The organism is Cupriavidus sp. USMAA2-4, from assembly GCF_001854305.1.
Classification (GTDB): Bacteria; Pseudomonadota; Gammaproteobacteria; order Burkholderiales; family Burkholderiaceae; genus Cupriavidus; species Cupriavidus malaysiensis.
Map to the genome: position 1 here is coordinate 2,614,263 of NZ_CP017749.1, position 20,747 is coordinate 2,635,009.

20 protein-coding genes are annotated in these 20,747 nt (G+C 66.1%); 10 read left to right on the forward strand and 10 right to left on the reverse strand.

The window, feature by feature from the left end; all coding sequences use genetic code 11:
- Positions 1-32: 32 nt before the first annotated feature.
- Positions 33-503 (forward strand): hypothetical protein, encoded by a 471-nt coding sequence (locus BKK79_RS31420; RefSeq protein ID WP_071039808.1) that lies wholly within the window; start codon positions 33-35, stop codon positions 501-503.
- The gene (locus tag BKK79_RS31425; protein ID WP_071039809.1) at positions 503-1,504 is read left to right on the forward strand and encodes a PaaX family transcriptional regulator; all 1,002 of its coding nucleotides are present in this window, start codon (positions 503-505) and stop codon (positions 1,502-1,504) included. The genes BKK79_RS31420 and BKK79_RS31425 overlap by 1 nt, the downstream gene beginning before the upstream one ends.
- A 17-nt stretch (positions 1,505-1,521) precedes the next feature.
- Here BKK79_RS31425 and BKK79_RS31430 read toward each other — a convergent pair whose 3' ends face one another.
- The 4 genes from BKK79_RS31430 to BKK79_RS31445 are packed head-to-tail and all read right to left on the reverse strand — an operon-like array spanning position 1,522 to position 5,325.
- A complete protein-coding gene (locus tag BKK79_RS31430) occupies positions 1,522-2,688 on the reverse strand; it encodes an epoxide hydrolase family protein (RefSeq protein WP_071039810.1) in 1,167 nt (388 codons plus the stop codon).
- Positions 2,685-3,707 carry an NADP-dependent oxidoreductase gene (locus BKK79_RS31435; RefSeq protein WP_071039811.1) on the reverse strand — a complete coding sequence of 341 codons (1,023 nt, stop codon included), beginning with the start codon at positions 3,705-3,707 and terminating at the stop codon, positions 2,685-2,687. Before BKK79_RS31435 ends, BKK79_RS31430 begins: the two co-directional genes overlap by 4 nt.
- 2 nt (positions 3,708-3,709) lie before the next feature.
- A complete protein-coding gene (locus BKK79_RS31440) occupies positions 3,710-4,480 on the reverse strand; it encodes an enoyl-CoA hydratase-related protein (protein ID WP_071020889.1) in 771 nt (256 codons plus the stop codon).
- Between the two features lie 26 nt (positions 4,481-4,506).
- Entirely contained in the window at positions 4,507-5,325 is an 819-nt protein-coding gene (locus tag BKK79_RS31445; RefSeq protein ID WP_071020886.1) for a Phenylacetic acid catabolic protein, read from the reverse strand.
- Positions 5,326-6,023: 698 nt separating this feature from the next.
- Here BKK79_RS31445 and BKK79_RS31450 point away from each other — a divergent pair.
- Entirely contained in the window at positions 6,024-7,865 is a 1,842-nt protein-coding gene (locus tag BKK79_RS31450) for an acyl-CoA dehydrogenase (protein ID WP_084085410.1), read from the forward strand.
- A gap of 67 nt (positions 7,866-7,932) precedes the next feature.
- Positions 7,933-8,901: an NAD(P)H-dependent flavin oxidoreductase gene (locus tag BKK79_RS31455; RefSeq protein ID WP_071039813.1), complete on the forward strand. Its 969-nt coding sequence runs from the start codon at positions 7,933-7,935 to the stop codon at positions 8,899-8,901.
- A 74-nt stretch (positions 8,902-8,975) separates the two neighbouring features.
- Here the strand turns inward: BKK79_RS31455 and BKK79_RS31460 are convergent, their stop codons facing one another.
- Both BKK79_RS31460 and BKK79_RS31465 read right to left on the reverse strand, forming a co-directional pair.
- The gene (locus BKK79_RS31460) at positions 8,976-9,977 is read right to left on the reverse strand and encodes a PaaX family transcriptional regulator (RefSeq protein WP_071039809.1); all 1,002 of its coding nucleotides are present in this window, start codon (positions 9,975-9,977) and stop codon (positions 8,976-8,978) included.
- Positions 9,977-10,447 carry a hypothetical protein gene (locus BKK79_RS31465; protein WP_071039808.1) on the reverse strand — a complete coding sequence of 157 codons (471 nt, stop codon included), beginning with the start codon at positions 10,445-10,447 and terminating at the stop codon, positions 9,977-9,979. Before BKK79_RS31465 ends, BKK79_RS31460 begins: the two co-directional genes overlap by 1 nt.
- 130 nt (positions 10,448-10,577) lie before the next feature.
- Here BKK79_RS31465 and BKK79_RS31470 point away from each other — a divergent pair, with 130 nt between their 5' ends.
- The 4 genes from BKK79_RS31470 to BKK79_RS31485 all read left to right on the forward strand — a co-directional run bounded on the left by BKK79_RS31470 (position 10,578) and on the right by BKK79_RS31485 (position 14,678).
- Positions 10,578-10,871, forward strand: a complete 294-nt coding sequence (locus BKK79_RS31470) for a hypothetical protein (protein ID WP_071039814.1) — start codon at positions 10,578-10,580, stop codon at positions 10,869-10,871.
- An 89-nt stretch (positions 10,872-10,960) separates the two neighbouring features.
- The gene (locus tag BKK79_RS31475) at positions 10,961-12,859 is read left to right on the forward strand and encodes an AMP-dependent synthetase/ligase (RefSeq protein ID WP_232346359.1); all 1,899 of its coding nucleotides are present in this window, start codon (positions 10,961-10,963) and stop codon (positions 12,857-12,859) included.
- The gene (locus tag BKK79_RS31480) at positions 12,856-13,632 is read left to right on the forward strand and encodes an enoyl-CoA hydratase/isomerase family protein (RefSeq protein WP_157903342.1); all 777 of its coding nucleotides are present in this window, start codon (positions 12,856-12,858) and stop codon (positions 13,630-13,632) included. The genes BKK79_RS31475 and BKK79_RS31480 overlap by 4 nt, the downstream gene beginning before the upstream one ends.
- Positions 13,629-14,678 (forward strand): 2Fe-2S iron-sulfur cluster-binding protein, encoded by a 1,050-nt coding sequence (locus tag BKK79_RS31485; protein ID WP_071039815.1) that lies wholly within the window; start codon positions 13,629-13,631, stop codon positions 14,676-14,678. Before BKK79_RS31480 ends, BKK79_RS31485 begins: the two co-directional genes overlap by 4 nt.
- Before the next feature lie 100 nt (positions 14,679-14,778).
- Here BKK79_RS31485 and BKK79_RS31490 read toward each other — a convergent pair whose 3' ends face one another.
- From BKK79_RS31490 to BKK79_RS31500, 3 genes are all read right to left on the reverse strand, one after another.
- Positions 14,779-14,976 carry a hypothetical protein gene (locus tag BKK79_RS31490; RefSeq protein WP_071039816.1) on the reverse strand — a complete coding sequence of 66 codons (198 nt, stop codon included), beginning with the start codon at positions 14,974-14,976 and terminating at the stop codon, positions 14,779-14,781.
- A gap of 199 nt (positions 14,977-15,175) precedes the next feature.
- The gene (locus tag BKK79_RS31495; protein WP_157128568.1) at positions 15,176-16,780 is read right to left on the reverse strand and encodes a hypothetical protein; all 1,605 of its coding nucleotides are present in this window, start codon (positions 16,778-16,780) and stop codon (positions 15,176-15,178) included.
- A gap of 186 nt (positions 16,781-16,966) precedes the next feature.
- Complete coding sequence (locus BKK79_RS31500; RefSeq protein ID WP_157903343.1) at positions 16,967-17,812, reverse strand: helix-turn-helix transcriptional regulator; 846 nt, start codon at positions 17,810-17,812, stop codon at positions 16,967-16,969.
- Between the two features lie 349 nt (positions 17,813-18,161).
- Between BKK79_RS31500 and BKK79_RS31505 the strand changes: the two genes are divergently transcribed.
- Both BKK79_RS31505 and BKK79_RS31510 read left to right on the forward strand, forming a co-directional pair.
- Positions 18,162-18,602, forward strand: coding sequence for a FixH family protein (locus BKK79_RS31505; RefSeq protein WP_071039818.1), 441 nt, complete (start codon positions 18,162-18,164; stop codon positions 18,600-18,602).
- Positions 18,583-19,989 carry a cytochrome-c peroxidase gene (locus BKK79_RS31510; RefSeq protein ID WP_232346360.1) on the forward strand — a complete coding sequence of 469 codons (1,407 nt, stop codon included), beginning with the start codon at positions 18,583-18,585 and terminating at the stop codon, positions 19,987-19,989. Before BKK79_RS31505 ends, BKK79_RS31510 begins: the two co-directional genes overlap by 20 nt.
- 46 nt (positions 19,990-20,035) lie before the next feature.
- On the opposite strand, the gene BKK79_RS31515 is transcribed toward BKK79_RS31510, so the two are convergent.
- Positions 20,036-20,740 (reverse strand): PAS domain S-box protein, encoded by a 705-nt coding sequence (locus BKK79_RS31515; RefSeq protein ID WP_071039819.1) that lies wholly within the window; start codon positions 20,738-20,740, stop codon positions 20,036-20,038.
- Positions 20,741-20,747: the final 7 nt, after the last annotated feature.

A 20,747-nucleotide genomic window follows, 5' to 3' on the forward strand; every position in this document is an offset into this window, starting at 1 on the left:
AAAACAATCTATTTGTATTGCATGGAGACCGCATGAACCACCCAGACTGGAACGAACACGGACGTCGGCAGCAACTGGCGCGCTTCGGCTACCGCACCGAGGCGCAGGCGCCGGCGCCACTCGCCTTCGACGCCGAATGGAGTCGCCTGCAGGCGGACTTCCCTTGCCCCCCCGGGCAGCGCGTGCCCACCTATGCGGCCCTCGACACCGCCGCCGCCGAACTCGCCAGGCAGTACATGCGCGACCGCTTCCAGCTCGACAGCCTGCTCAACCAATGCGACGCGATCCATGCCGACATCGTTGCCCTGGGGCCGCACCCGGAGGTGGTCGAACGCTACGCCAGCGCGCGCGACGCCTTCGAGGACGCGGTCGAGCGCTTCGGTGTGCTGCGCGGCCGGCTGCAGTCGGCTCTGGCCGCCGCAGCCGCCGCAGCCACCGCCGGTGACGCGCCTGGCGCCGGTGTGCCGGCCGATATAATCCGCCCATCCAAGGAGGATTCGTGATGGCGAAGGCGGCAACGACCAAGGCCCGGCAAGTCAGCTGGGAAGAGTTGAGCGCAGGGCTGGCCGGGCAGGTTCCCTTCTCGCCGAAGGCGATCATCAGCACGGTGTTCGGCGACATGCTCTCGCCCGGGCGCGGGTCGGTCTGGCTGAGCAGCATCGTGCAGCTGGTGAGCGCGTTCGGACTGGAAGCGTCCCACGTGCGCACCGCCGCGCTCAGGCTGGTGTACGACGGCTGGCTCGATGCGGTACGCAGTGGCAAGTACAGCTACTACTCGCTCAGCAAGGAAACGTTCGAGAACACCCGGGACTACTTCGAACGCGTCTATGGTGAGCCCAGGTCCGCCTGGGACGGCAGCTGGCAGATCGTGCTGTTCGAACCCGACAACCTTGACAAGCGTGTCGTGGCCGATCTCAAGCTGCGACTGCAATGGCTCGGCTTCGGGCCGTTCGCGCCCAATCTCTACGCGGCGCCGGGTAACGACCCCGGCGCCTGCCAGCACCTGGTGCGCGAGTTGAAGATCGAGGGCAAGGTGCAGATACTGAGCGCGACGCCGGCAAGCCAGATGGCGCCGGCGCCCATGGAGGCCACCATCCGCAAGGCCTGGCGCCTGGACGCGGTGGAGGCCGGGTACCGGGACTTCATCGCGCTGTTCGGACCGGTGCAGGCGGCGCTGTCGGACGGGGCGATTCCCCCGGCAGCCGCTTTCCAGGTGCGCACCCTGCTGGTGCTGGCCTATCGCCGCATCGTCTTGCAGGATCCCAAGCTGCCGCTGCAGCTGCTGCCCTCCTCATGGGCCGGCACCGAAGCCCATGCGCTGTGCCGCGCGCTGTATTTCCAGCTCCTGCCGCCCTCCGAAGTGTTTCTCGCCGAGACGGTGCAGACCAGCGAAGGCGTTCTCGCCCCCGTCTCGGACGAGGTATTGCGGCGCTTCGGCGGCGCGCCGTCCGCGGCGCCGGCCTTGCAGGGCCGGCGCCGGGCCGCAAAGGCGCCTGCGGCGTAGCTGGCACAGTGGCAACTTCAGGTATTCAGCGCAATAGTGAAACGCTGGAGTTCATCCGCCAGTGCCGCGCTTGCCATCCACCCCGGAAAGTGTCCGCCAACCGGATGCTCGTTGCGATAGATCAGCCGGTGCGCCCGTTCGATCCAGCGGCTGGGCGGAGGCGGGAAGAAGCCGCCGCCGAAGCCGGAGTATCCGGTAGGGACCACGCAGCGCTCGCCGCCAGCCAGCGCTTGCGGCGCGTGGCGGTCGGCCCAGTAGATCCACGCGGCGGAGCCCAGGCTGCCGGTCAGCCAGTAGCTCGATGCAAGGGTCAGGATTGCCGACTGGAGACGCTCGGGATCCTGCTGCGCAGCGGGGCCGGACCACTGGTGCAGCTTTTCGGCGATCCATGCCAGCACGAATGCTGGCGAGTCGGCCAGCCCCACCGACAGCGTGGATGGCCGGCTGGCCTGCAGTTCGCGGTAACCGCCATCCACGGCAAGCCGTTTCTGGGTGTGGCGAATCCAGGAGCGCTCGGCGTCGTCAAGCGGGTCTGACGCGTCGATATCCGGCTTCAACCCCATCATCGTCAAGTGCAGGCCTGCAACCCGTTCCGGTGCATCGACCGCCAGCCAGCTGGAGACCACGGCACCCCAGTCGCCGCCGTGCGCAATCACGGGACCGAGTTCAAGCCCTTCGTCGATCAGCAGCCGCCATAGGCGAGCGATGTCCCGGGCATGCATCGGCCTGGACGGCGCAGACGACCAGCCGAACCCGGGCAGCGAGGGGGCCACCAGCGTAGGGCTTCCCCTGCCGCCGCCGTGGCGCTCCCGCGCCCGCAACTGCTCGATGACCGGGACGTACTCGACCGGCAGGCTTGGCCAGCCATGCGTCATCAGGATGGGCCGGGCATCACCGCTTCCGCCGGCAACGAAGGCATGGACGTGCAAGGTGCCGAATCCTTCCGCCTCGACCTCGAAGAACACGGAAGGCACGGCGTTCAGCGCCTTCTCCAGCAGGGCGAAGCCGTCCCCGGCCTCCCACCGGGCAGACAGGGCGCGCAACCACTCCTGGTCCACGCCGAAGGACCACCCCGCGCCCGGGCTGGCCACCGGCCAGCTGGTGGTGCGCAAGCGCGCCCGCAACGCCTCCAGGCGCGCTGCCGGCACGGTGAGCGCAGAGGCATACCGTCTGATGATTCTCACGACTCTCCTCCTGTCGCGCCATGCAGCCGCAGCAGTTGCTTGCCGGTGTTGCTGCCCTCGAACACGCGCGCGATCGCCTGCAGTGCATGCTCGATCCCGTCGACGATGTCGACACGCTGGCGTAGCGCTCCGGAACGATGCCAGTCCCAGAGCCGCTGCTCCGCCATGGCAAACTGAGACTCATAGTCGAAATAGACGAAGCCGCGCATGGTGGCGCGCTGCCCGATCAGTGCAAGGTAGTTGGCGGGTCCGACCGGCTTGCGTGCGTTGTATTGCGAAATGCCGCCGCACAGCACGACGCGCCCGCCGGTATTGATCCGCTTCAGCGCCGCGTCGAGCACCGCGCCACCGACGTTGTCGAAGTAGATATCGATGCCCTGCCTGCACAGGGCCTTCAGCCGCTGGTCGACATCGCCGCCGGTGTAGTCAACCACCTCGTGCGCGCCATCGCCGAGCACCGCTTCGCGGCGCCGGGAACTCGCCACTCCAATCACGTGGCATCCGGCCAGTCGCCCCAACTGCACGACGGCCGAGCCCACCGAGCCCGCCGCTGCCGACACCACAAGCGTATCCCCGGGGGCCGGGCGGCCGACGTCGAACAAACCGAAGTAGGCGGTCATTCCCGCCAGACCGCAAGTGCCGAGCGCGACCTCATCCGGGATATCGTCCGGAATGCGGCGCACGCCGACACCTTCCATAAGCCCATCCGACAGCGCATGCTCGCGCAAGCCGAACAGGCCGGTAACCCGCGTGCCTTCCGGGAACTCCGCGTGGCGGGATGCGATGACGACGCCCGCCGAGATTGCCCGCATCGGCTGGCCGAGCGCCACCGGCGGGATGTAGGAGCGCAACGGGCTCATCCATCCCCGCATGGCAGGATCAATCGACACGGTGGTCACGCGAACAAGGAACTGCCCTCGGTCCGGCATGCCGATCTGGCTGTCGTGAAGCACGAGGTCTGTGGAGGAGACCGCTCCTTCCGGCCGACGCTCCAGGCGCCACTCTCTATTTCGCATCATGTTCACCGATGAAGGAAGACAGGTTTGCGCCGGTCAGCGAAAGCGCGCATGGCTTCCTTCTGGTCATCCAGAGCAAAGGTCGCGTGCAGAAGGCGGCGCTCGAAGCGAAGGCCGCCGCTGAGGCCCGTATCGAAGGCCGCGTTGACGCTTTCCTTGATCATCTCGACAATGGGTAGCGAGTATCCGGCGATACGCGCCGCCATTTCCAGGGCTGTCCGGATATGGTCCCCGGCTGGAACCAGGATCGAGACGATGCCGATGCGCTCCGCCTCATCCGCGCCAAGCAGCCGCCCCGTCAGGCAGAGCTCCATCGCTTTTGCCTTGCCAATGGAGCGGGCCAGGCGCTGAGTGCCACCGCCGCCGGGAATGGTGCCGACCGAGACCTCCGGCTGCCCGAAGCGCGCGCTAGCGTCGGCCACCACGATATCGCTCATCAGCGCGAACTCGCAGCCGCCACCAATGGCGTAGCCGGCAACCGCCGCGATGACGGGCTTGCGGCAATACGACAGCACTTCCCAATCACGGCTGACGAAATTCCGCACATAGGCTTCGGCGAATGTCTTCTCGGTCATCTCTTTGATATCGGCGCCCACGCTGAAGCAGGATTCGCCGCCGGTCACGACGATCGCACCGATTTCCGGGTCTTCGTCGAGGGCACTCACAATGCGGCTAAGCTCGAGAACCAGTGCTTCGTTCAGCGCGTTCTTTGCTTCGGGCCGGTTCAACGTGACCAGCCCGACGCGCCCGATGCGCTCAGACAATACCAATGACATCTTTGCTCCTTTCGGGTTCTCTCGTCTTACTCAGCGGCAAGCCGTGAATCGAGTTCCTGATCGTCCATCGCATAGCCCATGCGCTGGTCATAGTCCGGCTGAACGTCGTCGACCCACTCGAGGCCGGCCTCCTGAATGCGCTTTCTGACGAGTTCAAGGTACTGTGCCTGGCACGCTTCCGGCCGCAGGATCTTCAGACCCATGTCGTAGTAGCGCTCGAAATTGGCAGACTGCGTTTCCCCTGCCAGGGAAGGACGGCCGTACATGCCCATCCCCATCGCCAGAAACTTTGGCACGCGCCGTTGCAGCCGCTCCCACGCTTGCGAGCCGCCGAATTCGATCGCACGTTTGACGGCCCACAGGCCGAAGCCCATGTGCCCCACCTCCTCGCGCGCGATCCGTTCCGAGGCGCGGGCCCAGGGGAGGTAAGAGCATTTCGTGTACTGCCCCAGGAAGATCACCGCGCCAGGGGTTGCGACGCACGACATCATCGCCACGTCCTCCCAGCACTGGAACTGGTCGCGCCAGTAGGACCGGCGAAACCCGTTGATCACGTTGACCCGCGCCGGGTCGGGGTTCTCAGGATGGTCGCGCAGTTCCGCAAGCCTGGGCTTTACGTCGATGCCAAGGTCCTCCAGCACGGTCCACAGATAGAAAGCATGGCCGTATTCCTCCATCGTCTTCTTGGCGAGCCGATAGGCCTCCTCCGGCCGCGGCGCGAAGCAGAGGTTCTCGCCGACCCGCTGGGCGCCGGCATACTCGGAATCCGCCTGGAAGCTGAGCAAATGGATCAAGGCTTTCCGATAGTCCGCAGGAAGGGTATCTCCCTTGTCGTAGTACTTCATGTTGTTCTCCTGTTGAAAAAAAAGAAGGGGCAGATCGCAGGTCTACGGCGCGTTGTCTGCCGGTTTGGCAGACTGGGTTCGGCTTGGAGTCAAAGCGGATCGGCGCCAGGCTCGGACGCTCTGGCGTCATGCGGAAGATCGCTGGATCCCGGCGCGCATGCCACTTGCCGCGTCACGGTTGGTCCACCACCGGTATCCGGCAACCACCATGCACCTGCTGAAGAATCAGTTGGCGGGTACCGGTGTGCCTGCCTTGACCGAAGCCGGGGAGCGGACCGCCGGACGGATCGCGCCCCCTCGCATCGACCTCGACCAAGCCCAGACGCACGGCATTCGCGCTGGTGCTTCTCCAGGAAGCACCGATGCCGCTGAGAGGACCGTAGCCGCCCAGCGCAATCTCTTTGTCCGATACACCTCTTACCTGCGTCCTCCCAACGCATGGCAGCAATGCGCGGAACGCAGGCCACCGTGCGACCAGGCCTCGTGGTTTCATCTGGCTCCTCCAGTCGATGCGCTCGACTTGGTAATACAAATTTAAGATGTAAGTTAGATGATTTTGTATTACATTGCAAGAGCTCAGTGAGCGACGAAATCTCACTTCCGGCGGGCATCCGCATCCTCGCAGGCACCCGTTCCTGCATTGCGGGCTGGACAGCGCTGAGGGGTACCCGCCGAGTCAACCCAGAAAGGGAAGAAGAATGAAGAACGGAATGACACCCTATGTAGCCCCGCTTGAAGCGCTCGCCTTTGCCGTTGCCACCGCGACAAATGGCAACCCGCGATTGGCAGTAAAGGAAGACCTGGATTGGGAGACGTTCCAGGGCATCCTTGCCGCAAACGCCCGCCTGACCGAAGACATCCTGCTGCCGTTGAGCCGCCATTCGGACACCACGCATCCCGTACTGCACGCCGACGGGAAGGTCACCACCTCCGAAGCCGCGCGCAGCGCATACAAGCAATTCATCGACGGTGGCTGGCCGGGCGCCCCGCTTCCCGTTGAGCTTGGCGGCTTGGGACTTACGCGCCTGGCGTGGGCGCCTCTTGCCGAAATGTGGAATGCAGCCAATCCCGCTTTCGCGCTGTGCCCGGTGGGCAACGTCGGCGCGGTCGACGCACTGCTTGCCTCGGCGTCGGCCACGATCATCGAACGGTATGCGTCGAAGATGGTGGCGGGAACCTGGCCGGGCACCATGAACATCACGGAGCCGCAAGCGGGCTCGGATCTATCGCTGATCCGCGCGAGGGCCATCCCGGACCCCAGCCGGGGTCCCGGGCATTACAGGATTTCCGGGCAGAAGATCTTCATCACATTTGGCGAGCATGATCTCGCCGAGAACATCGTCCACCTTGTACTTGCCCGTTTGCCGGATGCGCCCGCCGGTGTGAAAGGCCTATCCTTGTTCCTCGTGCCGAAGTTCCTGGTCGGCGGCAGCGGGGAGATCGGCGAGCGAAACGATGTCAGATGCGTAGCGCTGGAGAACAAACTCGGCATTCACGGCAGCCCTACGGCGGTGATGGTCTACGGCGAGATGGGCGGGGCCCAGGGCTTCTTGATCGGCGAAGAGAATCAGGGCCTCAATGCGATGTTCGTGATGATGAATCTGGCGCGCTTCAGTCTCGGCCTGCAGGGCACGGGCATAGCCGAACGTGCCAGCCAGGCGGCCTTCTCCTACGCCGCCACCCGCATCCAGGGGCGCCATAAGGCATCCGGCGGGAAAGCAGTCGCGATCATCCATCATCCGGGAGTCAGGCGCGCGCTGCTGAATCTACAGGCCAATACTCATGCCGCACGCAATCTGACCTACTACAGCGCTTCGCTGATCGATGCGCTCGGCTCCCCCGCGTCAACCGCTGAACGGCAGGAGGCACAGCGCTTGCTCGGTTTCCTGACCCCCATCGTAAAGGGCTGGATTTCGGAAATGGCGGTCGACTCCACCAATGCCGCGCTGCAGATCTTCGGCGGGGCCGGATATATCGAGGACACCGGCGTAGCACAGCTGGTACGCGATGCACGGATCACCACCATCTACGAGGGAACCACCACCATACAAGCGAACGATCTGGTGCATCGCAAGGTAATAGGAGATGGGGGAGCGGCATTCGCACTGATGGCCAGAAAGGTAATGGATACCGCCTCACGCCTGCAAGCTTCGCCAGCGCCGCGCCTGTGCCGTGCCGGCGCCCAGCTTGCCGCGGCGCTGTCGCAGGTCACCGCAGCCACGGACTGGATCGTCAGGCAGGGCGAAGACCGGAACGAGAGCGCGCTCGCGGTGGCCGAAGCCTATCTCGAGGCCTGCGGCAGGCTCTTCGGTGGTTGGCGCTTGCTTCATGCCGCGTTACTTGCCCAAAGCGGCACGGCTGCGTTCCGGTGCCCGCCCTCGCTGGCCGACGAACTGGAAGCCTGTTCGTCCTACTTTGCCGACTGGCAGCTGAGTCAGGTCGAAGGCCTGAGCTCGGCCGTCATGCGGGCCGGTGCCAGCGTGACCGATGCAGACTCCCTGTTCGAGGAAGCCGTCCGCAGACTCGGCCCTGCCGCATGAAGCCGACCGCAGCAGACCTCCAGCCTTGAAACCGTTGATATCGATCATCCCCAAGGAAACAGAGCCCATGGCCCTTCCCTCAATCCTGCAGAATCTGGCGTTGCCCGTGATGGCCTCTCCCATGTTCATCGTCAGCTATCCGGAACTGGTTCTCGCACAATGCAAGGCGGGCATCGTCGGCGCCTTTCCGACGCTCAACGCACGCCACCCGGAGTTGCTCGACGAATGGTTGACCCGCATCGCCGAGGAACTGAGCGCCTTCAGAGCGGCTAACCCTGGCCAGCCCGTCGGGCCGCTCGCGGTCAATCAGATCGTGCACCAGTCGAATACCAGGCTGGAACGTGACGTGCGCGTCTGCATCGATCACAAAGTGCCGATCTTCATCACCAGCTTGCAGGCACCGGTAAAGGAGATCCTCGACGCGGTGCATGGCTACGGGGGCATCGTCCTGCACGATGTCATCAGCGTACGCCATGCGCGGAAGGCGCTGGAAGCCGGAGTGGATGGTCTCATCGTGGTGGCTGCCGGCGCAGGCGGCCACGCGGGGACCCTGTCCCCCTTCGCGCTGGTCGGCGAAGTCCGGAAATTCTTCGACGGCCCGCTGGTGCTGTCGGGCGCGATTGCCAACGGTGAAGCCATCCTCGCCGCGCGCGCCATGGGCGCCGATCTCGCGTACATCGGCACGCGTTTCATTGCCTCGCAGGAAAGCAATGCCGCCGAGGGCTACAAGCAGGCCATCGTAGGAGCCAATGCTGCCGATATCGTCTATACCAACCTGTTTTCCGGTGTCCACGGCAACTATATGCGGCAGAGCATTCTGAACGCCGGGCTGGATCCGGACAACCTGCCGCTATCCGACAAGAGCAAGATGGATCTCTCGGGCGGCGCGAGCAAGATCAAGGCGTGGAAGGATATCTGGGGGGCCGGACAGGGCGTCGGGTTGATGGATGAGATTCTGCCGACAGCGCGGATCGTTGCGCAACTGCAGGCCGAGTATCAGGCCGCGCGTCACCGGCTGCTGGCGCAAGACGCTTGACGAACCTTCCGGACTTTAGCGGATCGGCGCCAGTGCGGCCCGCGCATGGACCGCACTGGCGACGCCATATTGCGCTACGCCGCAGGCGCCTTTGCGGCCCGGCGCCGGCCCTGCAAGGCCGGCGCCGCGGACGGCGCGCCGCCGAAGCGCCGCAATACCTCGTCCGAGACGGGGGCGAGAACGCCTTCGCTGGTCTGCACCGTCTCGGCGAGAAACACTTCGGAGGGCGGCAGGAGCTGGAAATACAGCGCGCGGCACAGCGCATGGGCTTCGGTGCCGGCCCATGAGGAGGGCAGCAGCTGCAGCGGCAGCTTGGGATCCTGCAAGACGATGCGGCGATAGGCCAGCACCAGCAGGGTGCGCACCTGGAAAGCGGCTGCCGGGGGAATCGCCCCGTCCGACAGCGCCGCCTGCACCGGTCCGAACAGCGCGATGAAGTCCCGGTACCCGGCCTCCACCGCGTCCAGGCGCCAGGCCTTGCGGATGGTGGCCTCCATGGGCGCCGGCGCCATCTGGCTTGCCGGCGTCGCGCTCAGTATCTGCACCTTGCCCTCGATCTTCAACTCGCGCACCAGGTGCTGGCAGGCGCCGGGGTCGTTACCCGGCGCCGCGTAGAGATTGGGCGCGAACGGCCCGAAGCCGAGCCATTGCAGTCGCAGCTTGAGATCGGCCACGACACGCTTGTCAAGGTTGTCGGGTTCGAACAGCACGATCTGCCAGCTGCCGTCCCAGGCGGACCTGGGCTCACCATAGACGCGTTCGAAGTAGTCCCGGGTGTTCTCGAACGTTTCCTTGCTGAGCGAGTAGTAGCTGTACTTGCCACTGCGTACCGCATCGAGCCAGCCGTCGTACACCAGCCTGAGCGCGGCGGTGCGCACGTGGGACGCTTCCAGTCCGAACGCGCTCACCAGCTGCACGATGCTGCTCAGCCAGACCGACCCGCGCCCGGGCGAGAGCATGTCGCCGAACACCGTGCTGATGATCGCCTTCGGCGAGAAGGGAACCTGCCCGGCCAGCCCTGCGCTCAACTCTTCCCAGCTGACTTGCCGGGCCTTGGTCGTTGCCGCCTTCGCCATCACGAATCCTCCTTGGATGGGCGGATTATATCGGCCGGCACACCGGCGCCAGGCGCGTCACCGGCGGTGGCTGCGGCGGCTGCGGCGGCCAGAGCCGACTGCAGCCGGCCGCGCAGCACACCGAAGCGCTCGACCGCGTCCTCGAAGGCGTCGCGCGCGCTGGCGTAGCGTTCGACCACCTCCGGGTGCGGCCCCAGGGCAACGATGTCGGCATGGATCGCGTCGCATTGGTTGAGCAGGCTGTCGAGCTGGAAGCGGTCGCGCATGTACTGCCTGGCGAGTTCGGCGGCGGCGGTGTCGAGGGCCGCATAGGTGGGCACGCGCTGCCCGGGGGGGCAAGGGAAGTCCGCCTGCAGGCGACTCCATTCGGCGTCGAAGGCGAGTGGCGCCGGCGCCTGCGCCTCGGTGCGGTAGCCGAAGCGCGCCAGTTGCTGCCGACGTCCGTGTTCGTTCCAGTCTGGGTGGTTCATGCGGTCTCCATGCAATACAAATAGATTGTTTTACGAAGTCGAATTCGTATTATACTGGGGGCGCGCACTTTGCAGGACAGAGAACTACAGAGAACTACGGAGACGTGTGCGTAGAGGAAGGAGGCAACGCATGTCGATCCGGTCCCGGTTCATCTTCGCGGGAAATTCGGTCGGCAGTATCCACGGCCTGATGGGGTTGCCGGGCTTGAGACTGGCCGCCACCTGTCTTGCCGTTACCGCGCTCGCCTTTGCAGGGATTGTCGAGCAGTTGATCAGCAAGATGGAGTCGGTGACGGGCAGATTCAACGGCCTTGTGGTGCTCCGGCGTCTGCATGGTTGTGCTTGCGGCCTTCGCTGGCTGGGTGTGGCCGGGTGTCGGCATCCTGCGCTCACCGCTTGGACGAGCACTACGCGCGAAGCGTGAACATATCGGGGATTTCTATCTGGGAGCGCAGGATGTCATGGCGAGGGAAGGCTGGGGCTGGAAACGCAGGCAGATATGGGGATAGCGAATTGAGCACTCTCACCTTAGTCCCCGGCGAGGGAACGCCGGAGAGACAGCGGCAGGACTACCGCCTCCAGAAGGAGGAGATTCGTCGGGACGCCAGCATCGGTTCGACGGTTGCCACGATGTTCCAGGCTCTGGTTGGCAAGTGGGGCGATCGCGTAGCGTTGCGCCGCAAGCAGGGCGGGACCTGGGAAGACATAAGCTGGCGGCAATTCGGCGACGCCGCACGCCAGGTTGCGGCGTCCCTGGCGGCTAGCGGATTCCGTGGCGGCGAGTCTGCCTGCATTCTCAGCAGCACGCGTCCGGAATGGATGTACTGCGACATGGGACTGCTCGGCATCGGGATGGTGGTCGCGGGCATCTATCCGACTGATTCCAGCAGCCAGGTGGCCTACCTGGCGGGAGACTGCAATGCCTCCATCATCTTTGTCGAGAACGACGCGCAACTCGACAAGGTACTGGCGATCAGGGAGAGGTTGCCCGCATTGAGACTCATTGTTGTCTTCGACTTGGCAGGGCTGCGCGACCTTGCCGACGACATGGTCTGCAGCTTTGCCGATTTCTTGCTCCGCGGCGCCGCGTTCTTGCGTGCCCAGCCAGACTGGTTCGCGCGCCAGACAGGGAAGGTCCTTCCGGATTCGCTGGCAATTCTGGTGTACACCTCGGGCACCACAGGTCCGCCGAAAGGGGCAATGGTCAGCCATGCCAACCTGGTGTTCCAGGTGGTCAACAGCGCTCCGCTCTGGGAGATGCATGAGGGCGACGACCGTCTCGCGTTCCTTCCCCTGTGCCATATCGCAGAGCGGTATTTCACCTACTTTTCCATGTACCGCGGTGTTGTCTCCAACTTCGTGGAGAGTCCTGCGACGGTCCTTGATGATGTCCGTGAAGTTCAGCCGGAATTCATGCTGGCGGTTCCGCGCATCTGGGAGAAGCTGTACTCACAGGTAGACATGCGGTTGAAGGAAGGCACGCGCTTGCGGCGTTGGGCTTTTGGTTGTGCGATGGCGCTAGGCATGCGTCGGGAAAGGCTGGCTGCGAAGGGGGTTTCCCCTCCAGCGTGGCTGGAACTTGCGCTCTCCATTGCGGATCCGGTGGTGCTGCGTGGCGTCCGAACCAGCATGGGACTTGAGCGGGCACGTTCGATTGCAAGCGGCGGCGCGCCCATCTCGCCGGAGCTCGTGCAGTGGTACGGGGCGCTTGGCATTGTCTTGCTCGAGCTTTACGGCATGACCGAATGCGGCACGATTTCGGCGAACCTGCGGCATGCCCGGCGCCTGGGCTCGGTAGGCCGCCCTGCGGGAGGCTGCCGGGTTCGCATTGCTGAGAATGGCGAGATTCTGGTTCGCGGGGCCAATGTCTTCGTGGGCTATCTGAATCAGGAGTCCAAGACAGCCGAGGTACTACGGGATGGCTGGCTCCATACAGGCGATGTGGGCCGCTTCGACGATGATGGCTATCTCTATATCACCGATCGTCTCAAGGACATCCTGATCACATCCGGCGGCAAGAATATTACGCCAAGCGAAATTCAGAACGCCCTCAAGTTCTCGTCGTATATCAGTGATGCGCTGGTCATCGGCGACCGGCGGAAGTACCTGACGGCCATCATCATGATCGACCGGGAGAACGTCGAGAAGTTTGCGCAAGAGGCGCAGCTTGCATATACGGATTTCGCCAGTCTTGTGGCCGTGCCTCAGATCCGCATGCTCATCGGCAAGGTGGTCGAAGCCGTCAATGCAAAGTTTGCCCGCGTCGAGTCGATCAAGGATTTTCGCATCCTGCCGGTCGAACTGACGCCGGCCCATGAGGAGGTCACGCCAACCATGAAGCTCAAGCGGCGCGTGATCGAGCGCAAGTGGGAATCCCTGATCGAGAGCATGTACGAAGGAGCATCATTGTGAGCGAGTTGGAAGTTGTCGAAGTCGGCGGGGTGCTGAGTGTTACCCTGGCCCGCCCTGCCAAGCGCAACGCCTTGACGACGCAGATGGTGCGGGCGCTGCGCACGGTTCTTGATGAAGCCGGCCGGAGCCGCTCCGTGCGAACGGTGCTGCTGCGCGCGCAGGGCGCCGCGTTTTGCGCGGGGCGTGATCTTTCGGACGCCGTGGCGGGCGAGGATGCTGCGGCCATCTTGCACGAAGAGATCAATCCGCTTATCGAATCCTTGAGCAAGGTTCCGCAGCCGACCATCGCTGCAGTGGGCGGCGCGGCGATGGGCGTGGGCCTCGGCCTGGCTCTCGCTTGTGATCTCGTGATGGCCAGTCCGTCTGCAGCCTTCGCTTCGCCATTCGCGCGCCTTGGCGGCATCCTGGATTCCGGTGGGCATTGGCTTCTGGCGCGGCGCATCGGCGGGAGCCGGACGTTTCGCTTGATTGCGACTGCCGAGCAGATCGGCGGGGAGGATGCCTATGACTGGGGGCTGGCCGATCTGCTCGTGCCCGACGAGGAACTCGATACGCGCGCGCGCGCGCTGGCGGAAGTGCTCGCCAACGGGCCGCAGGATGCGCTGCGCGAGGAGAAGCGGTTGCTTGCGGCAGCCATGACTTCGACGTTGGCGCAAACGCTGGCACTCGAGGCTACGGCCCAGGGCTGGGCGGCGGGTACTGCCGATTACCGCGAGGGGATCGCAGCGTTCAAGGAGAAGCGCCGACCGGCATTTCGCCTGGAGCGGCCATGAGCTATGCGGTAACGCTGGAGCCGGGCGGCGCTATGTTCTTCGCGGAGGCCGGAGAGATGTTGCTGGATGCCGCCCTGCGGCAGGGTGTAGCACTTGCGCACAGTTGCCGCCAGGGCATATGCGGGGCTTGCCGGGTCCAATTGATTTCCGGGCAGATCGATCGAAGTGCGGAGGAGCCTGTGGCAATGGATGGCGCCGAGTCCGGCGAGGTCCTGTGCTGCAGGGCGAGCGCGCGCAGTGACCTGGTGCTGTCGAGCACATTACCCACGGGCAGGCAACCACTGCCGGTCCGCAAGCTGCTCGGGCGCGTTGCCGGGATTCGGCGGACAGGGGCGGCGGATGTACTGATCCTCAGCATCAAGCTGCCGCGCGAGGCGGAGCTTGATTTCCGCCCGGGGCAGTACGTCGATCTGACGACCAGGGAGGGCGTTCGCCGCAGCTACTCCATCGCGCACGCTTCAGGCAGGGGAGATTGCCTGGAGTTTCACATCCGGCATTGCCCAGGCGGCCGCTTTACCGATGGCCTGTTCAATGAGCGGGAGTCGCGGCCCGGCACCGGCCACATCGTGCAGGTGGAGGGGCCGTACGGCAGTATGTGGTTGCGGGAGGCGGATGCGCCGGTCATCCTGCTGGCAAGTGGCACTGGATTCGCCCCTATCAAGGCCATGGTCGAGGAGGCCATGCGTCTTGGTATCCACCGGCCGATGCGCCTGTATTGGGGGGGGCGTCGACCCGCTGACCTGTACATGGATGCGCTTTGCCGGCATTGGGCAGCGGCATGGGACGGGTTTTCCTATATCCCTGTCGTGTCGGAAGCTTGCGATGCGGATGCCTGGCAGGGGCGCACCGGATGGGTCCATCGCGCAGTGATGGAGGACATCGCCGATCTGGCGGCCTACCACGTCTATGCTTGCGGTGCGCCGATCGTGGTGGAGAGCGCCCGACAGGACTTCTCCCGGATCTGCGGCCTGCCGCGCGGCAGCTTCTTTGCCGATGCATTCGTTACGGCGAAGGATCTGTCAAGCGGGGTATGCGCTGCGGCTTGATGGCGCGTGCTTGAAGCGGGTGGCTGGCGGCGGGCCGTCGCGGCGCCGTCGGTACCGCGTTCATCGGGAGTCGCCGCTCGCGTGAACAATCGCGTCGAGCTCATTCGTCAGCCGGCCGCGAACGGGGGCGGCGGCGAAGCAGCAGGAATGCAGCGGGAATCAAGAACAAGGAGAGCAGTGGCGCTGTGACCATGCCGCCGACCATGGGAGCGGCGATCGCCTCCAAGCCGGTGCCGCCCGTCCTCATGATGGGCAGCAGGCCCGCCAGGATGACGGCGTTCGAGTCGAGGCCACCCATCAGGCGTAGGCCGGCGCTGCCCGGCTGGTCGACTGGATGCAGGCATGGTGGACGTTGCTACGGTGGGAAGGTCAAGGGGAAATGTGCGGGGCCGCACTGTCGATCTCCTGGACGCTTGCCTCGCGGTGCGACTCCCTCTTATCGAGAGCCGCACCGGACCTGCCAGCGCCGCCCGTGCGTGCGGGCCGGCATCGCCCGCCTACATGCCGCAGAGGGTCTCGCGCAACGGCGCTGCCTTGCGCGTGAAGTGGCGCAGTGTCGCGGACGGGTTCCAATCGTCGCCGTCGATGCTGTAGCTCTCGTCGAACGGCTTGGCATTATTGGTCTGCGCGTACAGCGGCGTGGTGTACGGCGCCACCACCATCAGGTGCATGGTGCCGTCCGGGCCGAATGCCAGCCCTTCGGCTTCGGTGCGGTTCGGCTCGTCGTAGGTCAGCAGCTCGATCACGCTGCCGCTGACCGTGTCGACCTTGTAGATGCGCTTGCGCTTGAGGCCGTTGACGGTGTCCTTGGTATCGGCGGAGGCGTACAGCATGCCCTGGTAGATCTTCGCCCCTTGCACCCGCTTGCCATTGAACGAGGTCTGCAGCGGCACTGAGCGGATCAGCTTGAAGGTCTCCAGGTCGAAGACATTGAGCTTGTCGGCCGCCGCCGTGCTCCACGTGACGGTATAGAACTGCTTGCGTGGCGCGTCCACCGCCACCCAGGGCACGCCGTCGGCATGCTCGGCGAGCGGCAGCGCGTGCTTGACGCCGGTGTACTGCAGGGTCTTGGCGTCGAACACGGCGATATAGGATTGCTGGGACGAATCGTCTTCGTCTTCGATCGGTGCGTAGAGTTTGCCGTCGGCGATATCGATGTCGCCGATATGGCCCATGTGCGGCCCGCCCGGGGATGCGCCGTAGATGGCCTGGATATCGGCCGGCAGCGCCAGCGGCCGGTTCAGCGCGGGCGCATAGCCGGCGTCGGTGCGCTGCAGGCCGTAGCGCCAGGAGAACACCGGCGTGGCGCCGTCGAAGGCCAGGCCCTGGCTTTTCAGCGTGGCGGGGATGCTGGCCGCCTGCTCGTCGGTGAGGTAGGAGAATCCGGTCAAGGTCTTGGCGTCCAGCGCCAGCTGCGTCAGCACGCGGTCCAGGTATTGCTGCAGCACCGACATGTCGTTGACGAAGGAGGTGCGTTGCGCCGTGACTTCCGACCAGGTTTCCTGGTCCAGTGCGCTGTTGACGGCGCGCAGGGCCGCCACGACCGGCATGCTGCGGCCGACCAGCCTGGTTTCCAGCGCCAGCAGATCGGCTTCGGACAGCGCGGCGAGCTTGACGCCCGCGGCCGATGCGGTGAGCGGTGGAATGGAAATACCGTTGCCGGGATCCTGGTCGGAGTCGAGGCTGAGCAGCAGGCTGGCCAGCTTGCCCAGAGCCGGCGTGCTCTGGCAGTTGCGCTCGGGCTGCAGGTCGAAGAGGGTGATGACGGGCTTGGGCTTGATCGCCGCCAGTTCGATGCCGGCGACTTCCAGCGTCAGTGTGCTGGCGCTGTTGACGGAGAAAGTGCCGTTGTCGGTCTTGACCGGCAGGCCGTCGGCCTTCACCGTCAGTCCGCTCAGCCCGGGCCAGCCGGCCAGCTTGACCTGCATGATGGTCGCGGCGGGCGACGTGGCCGGAGGCGGCTGCACAGAGCTGCCTGCTGCGGGAGTGGCGGGGCTTTCCGCGCCATCGCCACCGCAAGCGGCAAGGGAGCCGACGACGACGGCAAGCAGCGGGATGGCGTAGCGGTGGGTAACCGGCAGGGCGGGACGGCGAATCTTCATGATTCCGGAGCGGACGTACTGCGGTGGGCAGCCCGAGTGGGAGCACTCAGGGACGGGAGCGGGCGGTGATTGCCGCCCGCCGGAGCCCCGCATTGTTGGCCCGCCGTGTGGCACGCCTGTGACGCAATGTCATGACATCAAGGCATGGCAATGCGCCATCGCCCGCCTCGCACCGGCGAGGCGCTCTTACGTCGACGTCAACGCATTCGCCGGCGGCCTGGCGCGCAACGCCGTCGGTTCGATGCCGAACATGCGCTTGTGTGTCCGGGTCAGGTGCGCGGAATCCGCGAAGCCCGCCAGATGCGCGGCCTCGGTCCAGGTCGCGCCGGACAGCGCGGCTTCGACGGCGAGGTTGATGCGCAGCCAGAGCACGTAGGCGCGGAAGGAACTGCCGGTCTCGGCGACGAACAGGTGCCGGAAGCGGCTTTCCGACAGCGCGACCGCGGCCGCCACGTCACGCAGCTGGACGGTATCGGCGAGATGCGCGCGGATGTAGTCCAGCGCCGGGCCCAGGCGCGGGTCGGGCTGCCGTTCGAGGCCGGGCGTGCTGCCGCTCAGTTCCGCGATGGCGGCCGTGGCGGCACCGGCCAATGCCCTGGCGCCGTGGCCCGCCTGCAGGCCCTGGCGCAGCAGCCGCGCGGCGGCGCGGACAGCATCCGGCGGCAGTTCGGCCACGGCAGGGGTCGGATAGCGTGCCGTCAGCGCACGTCCGGCGCTGCTCTCGGGTTCGACGAAGAGGTGGGCCACGGTGGCGCTGCCGTCGATCTCGAACTGGTGCGTGCATTCGCTGGCGACGAAGGCTCCCGCGTAGCCGCACCAGTCGCCCTCGGGCTCGGTGCGGAAACCGAAGCGGCCCCGCAGGGCGATGGCGATCTGGTGCGCATGGTGGCGGTGCCACTGCGTGCGGCCCCGGCTTTCACCGATCCAGAGGCTGCCGCCATGCCAGAAACAAGGGCGGCCGATGGCCGCGATGGCCGAGAAGCCGGCGCGTGCGGCGGATGCTTGCGCGGATGTGCCTTGCTTCGCAGCCACTGCGTTCTCCTTCAGGTCAGCCGTTTCGTTCAAGTGCCGGATGCCGGCGGCCGGGACAATCGCGCCATCCTAACAGCCTCTTGATTCCGCATGATGTACCGCTCTGCTTTTGCCCGGCACGCCCGTCCCTGCCGCCAGGCGGAACCCGACGCCGCCCGCCACCAGCGCTGGTCCGCTGGATGATTGAAATGGCTGGCGCCGACCGATTTCAGTGATTCAGTGGACTCGCTGTCGCGCGCCGTGCCCTGTCGCAATGCGGTGCTCCCGGCCAGTGCTTCGGCCGGGGGCCCCCCCCTCCGGGTCCCATCGACGCGGATTCGTTTCTCATCCCTCACCCAGGACACTATCCATGTTCAAGCCATTGGCGCAGACCGTGCTGGTCTCGCTCGCGACCGCTTGTCTCGCTGCCTGCGGGACGCCACCCGCCGATCTCGATCTTTCGCTCCAGCATCCGACTGCCGAGGGCAAGTTCATCGTCAGCATGGTGCCACCCGCCGCGGGCGCGGCCATCCGCCAGATGCATGCCTGGCAGGTGCGCGTGGAAATGCCCGACGGGCGGCCTGTGCAGCATGCCGCCATCGGCTTCGACGGCGGCATGCCGCAGCACGGCCATGGCTTTCCCACCGCGCCCCGCGTCACCGGCGAGCTTGCGCCGGGCGTCTATGCGCTGGAAGGCGTGAAGTTCAGCATGTCCGGCTGGTGGGACATGCGCCTGGCGATTCGCGCCGGTGACCTCAGCGATACCGCGGTGTTCAACGTCATCGTCGGCGATGACGGATTGCGCCGCTGAGCCGCATCGGCCAGGAGACCGTTTGATGGACCCGATTGTTGGAACCAAGGGGCTTGCGCTGCCGCGCGCGGGCCGGCGTGCGCGGCGGCTGCGGGCGCCGGCCGCGGTGCTCATCTGCCTCGCGGCGCTTGTGCGGATCGCGCCCGGCCTTGCCGGCGATGGTGCCGATGCTGGCGATCCCTGGACGAAGGGGGAGCGTGCCGTCCTGTCTACGATGCACTTGAGGCAGCTGCCGTCGCCGTCGCCCGATCCCTCGAATGCGGTGGCCGATGTGCCGGCGGCGGCGGCGTTCGGCAAGCGGCTCTTCTCGGATGCACGCCTGTCGCGCAACGGCGCGGTGTCGTGCGCCACCTGCCATGTGCCTGAGCGGCAGTTCCAGGATGGCCTGGCGGTCGGCAGGGGGATCGGCGACGGCCGCCGCCGCACCATGCCGGTTGCCGCGACGGCGCATAGTCCTTTCCTGTTCTGGGATGGCCGCAAGGACAGCCAGTGGTCCCAGGCCCTGGGCCCGCTGGAAGATGGCGTCGAGCATGGCGGCAACCGGCTGCAGCTGGCCCGGGTCGCGCTGGCCCACTACCGGCGTGAATACGAGTCCTTGTTCGGGCGCCCGCCGGAGCTGCCGTCATGGCCGGCCGATGCCTCGCCGCTGGGCAGCGAGCGCGAGAAGCAGGCGTGGTCGTCGCTCGCGCCCGCGCAACGGGATGCCATCAACCGCGTATTTGCCAATCTCGGCAAGGCCATCGCAGCCTACGAGCGGACCGTGGCCTACGGCGAATCGCGCTTCGACCGCTACGTCGAAGCCGTGCTCGCCGGAGACCGCGAGGGCAGGCGCATGCTTTCGGCGCAGGAGATCAAGGGCCTGCGCTTGTTCCTCGGCAAGGCGCAATGCGCGACATGCCACAACGGTCCGCTGCTGACCGACCAGGCTTTTCACAATACCGGTGTGCCGCCGGGAGCGCGGCGGCTTCCCGACCCCGGGCGCGCGGCGGCCACGGCAGGCGTGCTGGCCGACGAGTTCAATTGCCTGGGGCGCTATAGCGATGCGCCGCCGGAGCACTGCCGCGAACTGCGCTTCATGGCCGCAGGCGGGCCGGACCTGGCGGGCGCCTTCAAGACGCCGGGCCTGCGCAACGTGGCCTTGCGGGCCCCCTATATGCATGGCGGGCAGCTCGCCACCCTGGATGCCGTGATGGCGCACTACATGCGATCGCCGGCCGCGGCGGTGGGACATTCCGAGTTGTCGGCGGAGGAGGGGGGCCACGCCGGGCACCTGCGTATCCGCTTGACGGAGACCGAGGCAGGCGACGTGGTGGCGTTCCTGGGCAGCCTGTCGGGGCCCATCGTGGAGCGTCCCGTCGGCGCGAGGCCGGCGGAGCCGGTGCGCTGAGCGGGCCGGGCACAGGCCGGGTTCCATGGCTGCGCGAGGCAGTGGACTAGCCTTCGACCTCGATCCGCCGGTAGACCCGGTAGCCCTGTCCGCGCACCGTGGCGATCGGCAGCCGCTGGCCGCTGGCCTGTTCGATCTTGCGGCGCAGCCGGTGCATCTGCGTATCCAGGCGGCGCTGGTCGTAGTGCAGGTAGTCCTCGCCGAGCGCCTTGACGATGCTCCTGCGGGTCACGTACTGCGCGCCGTGGGCGCCGTCGGCGAGCGCGCGCAGCACCGTGTAGTCCTGCGCCGACAGCGGCACGGGCGCGCAACCCGGCGGCATCAGCGCAGGCGGCGCGGCGGACAGGCGCCATGCCGCGGGCGCATCGGCCGGCGCGGCCTGCAGTGCTTCGTCGGGCAGCGCCTGCTGGCGCGCGGAGATGTCGCGCGCCACTGCCACGCGGTGTGTCTTGCACTCGGACAGGCGCGCCGACCACTCGATGGTGGCGAGGCTGCCGTCCTTGCGGACGTAGCGGTTCTCGAAGTGCCGCTGCTGGTAGCCGGCCTCGATGCGCGCGACCGCCTGCAGCGTTCGGTCGAGGTCCTCGGCGTAGAGGAAGTCGAGCATCGATCTGCCGACCATCTCTTCCGGCCGGTAGCCGAAGATGGCTTCGCAGGCGCCGCTGATGGACAGGAAGCGGCCTTGCCGGTCGACCACGCAGATCGCGTCGAGCAGCAGGTCCATGACGTGCTTGGGTGGCTGGATCGCCATCTTCGTT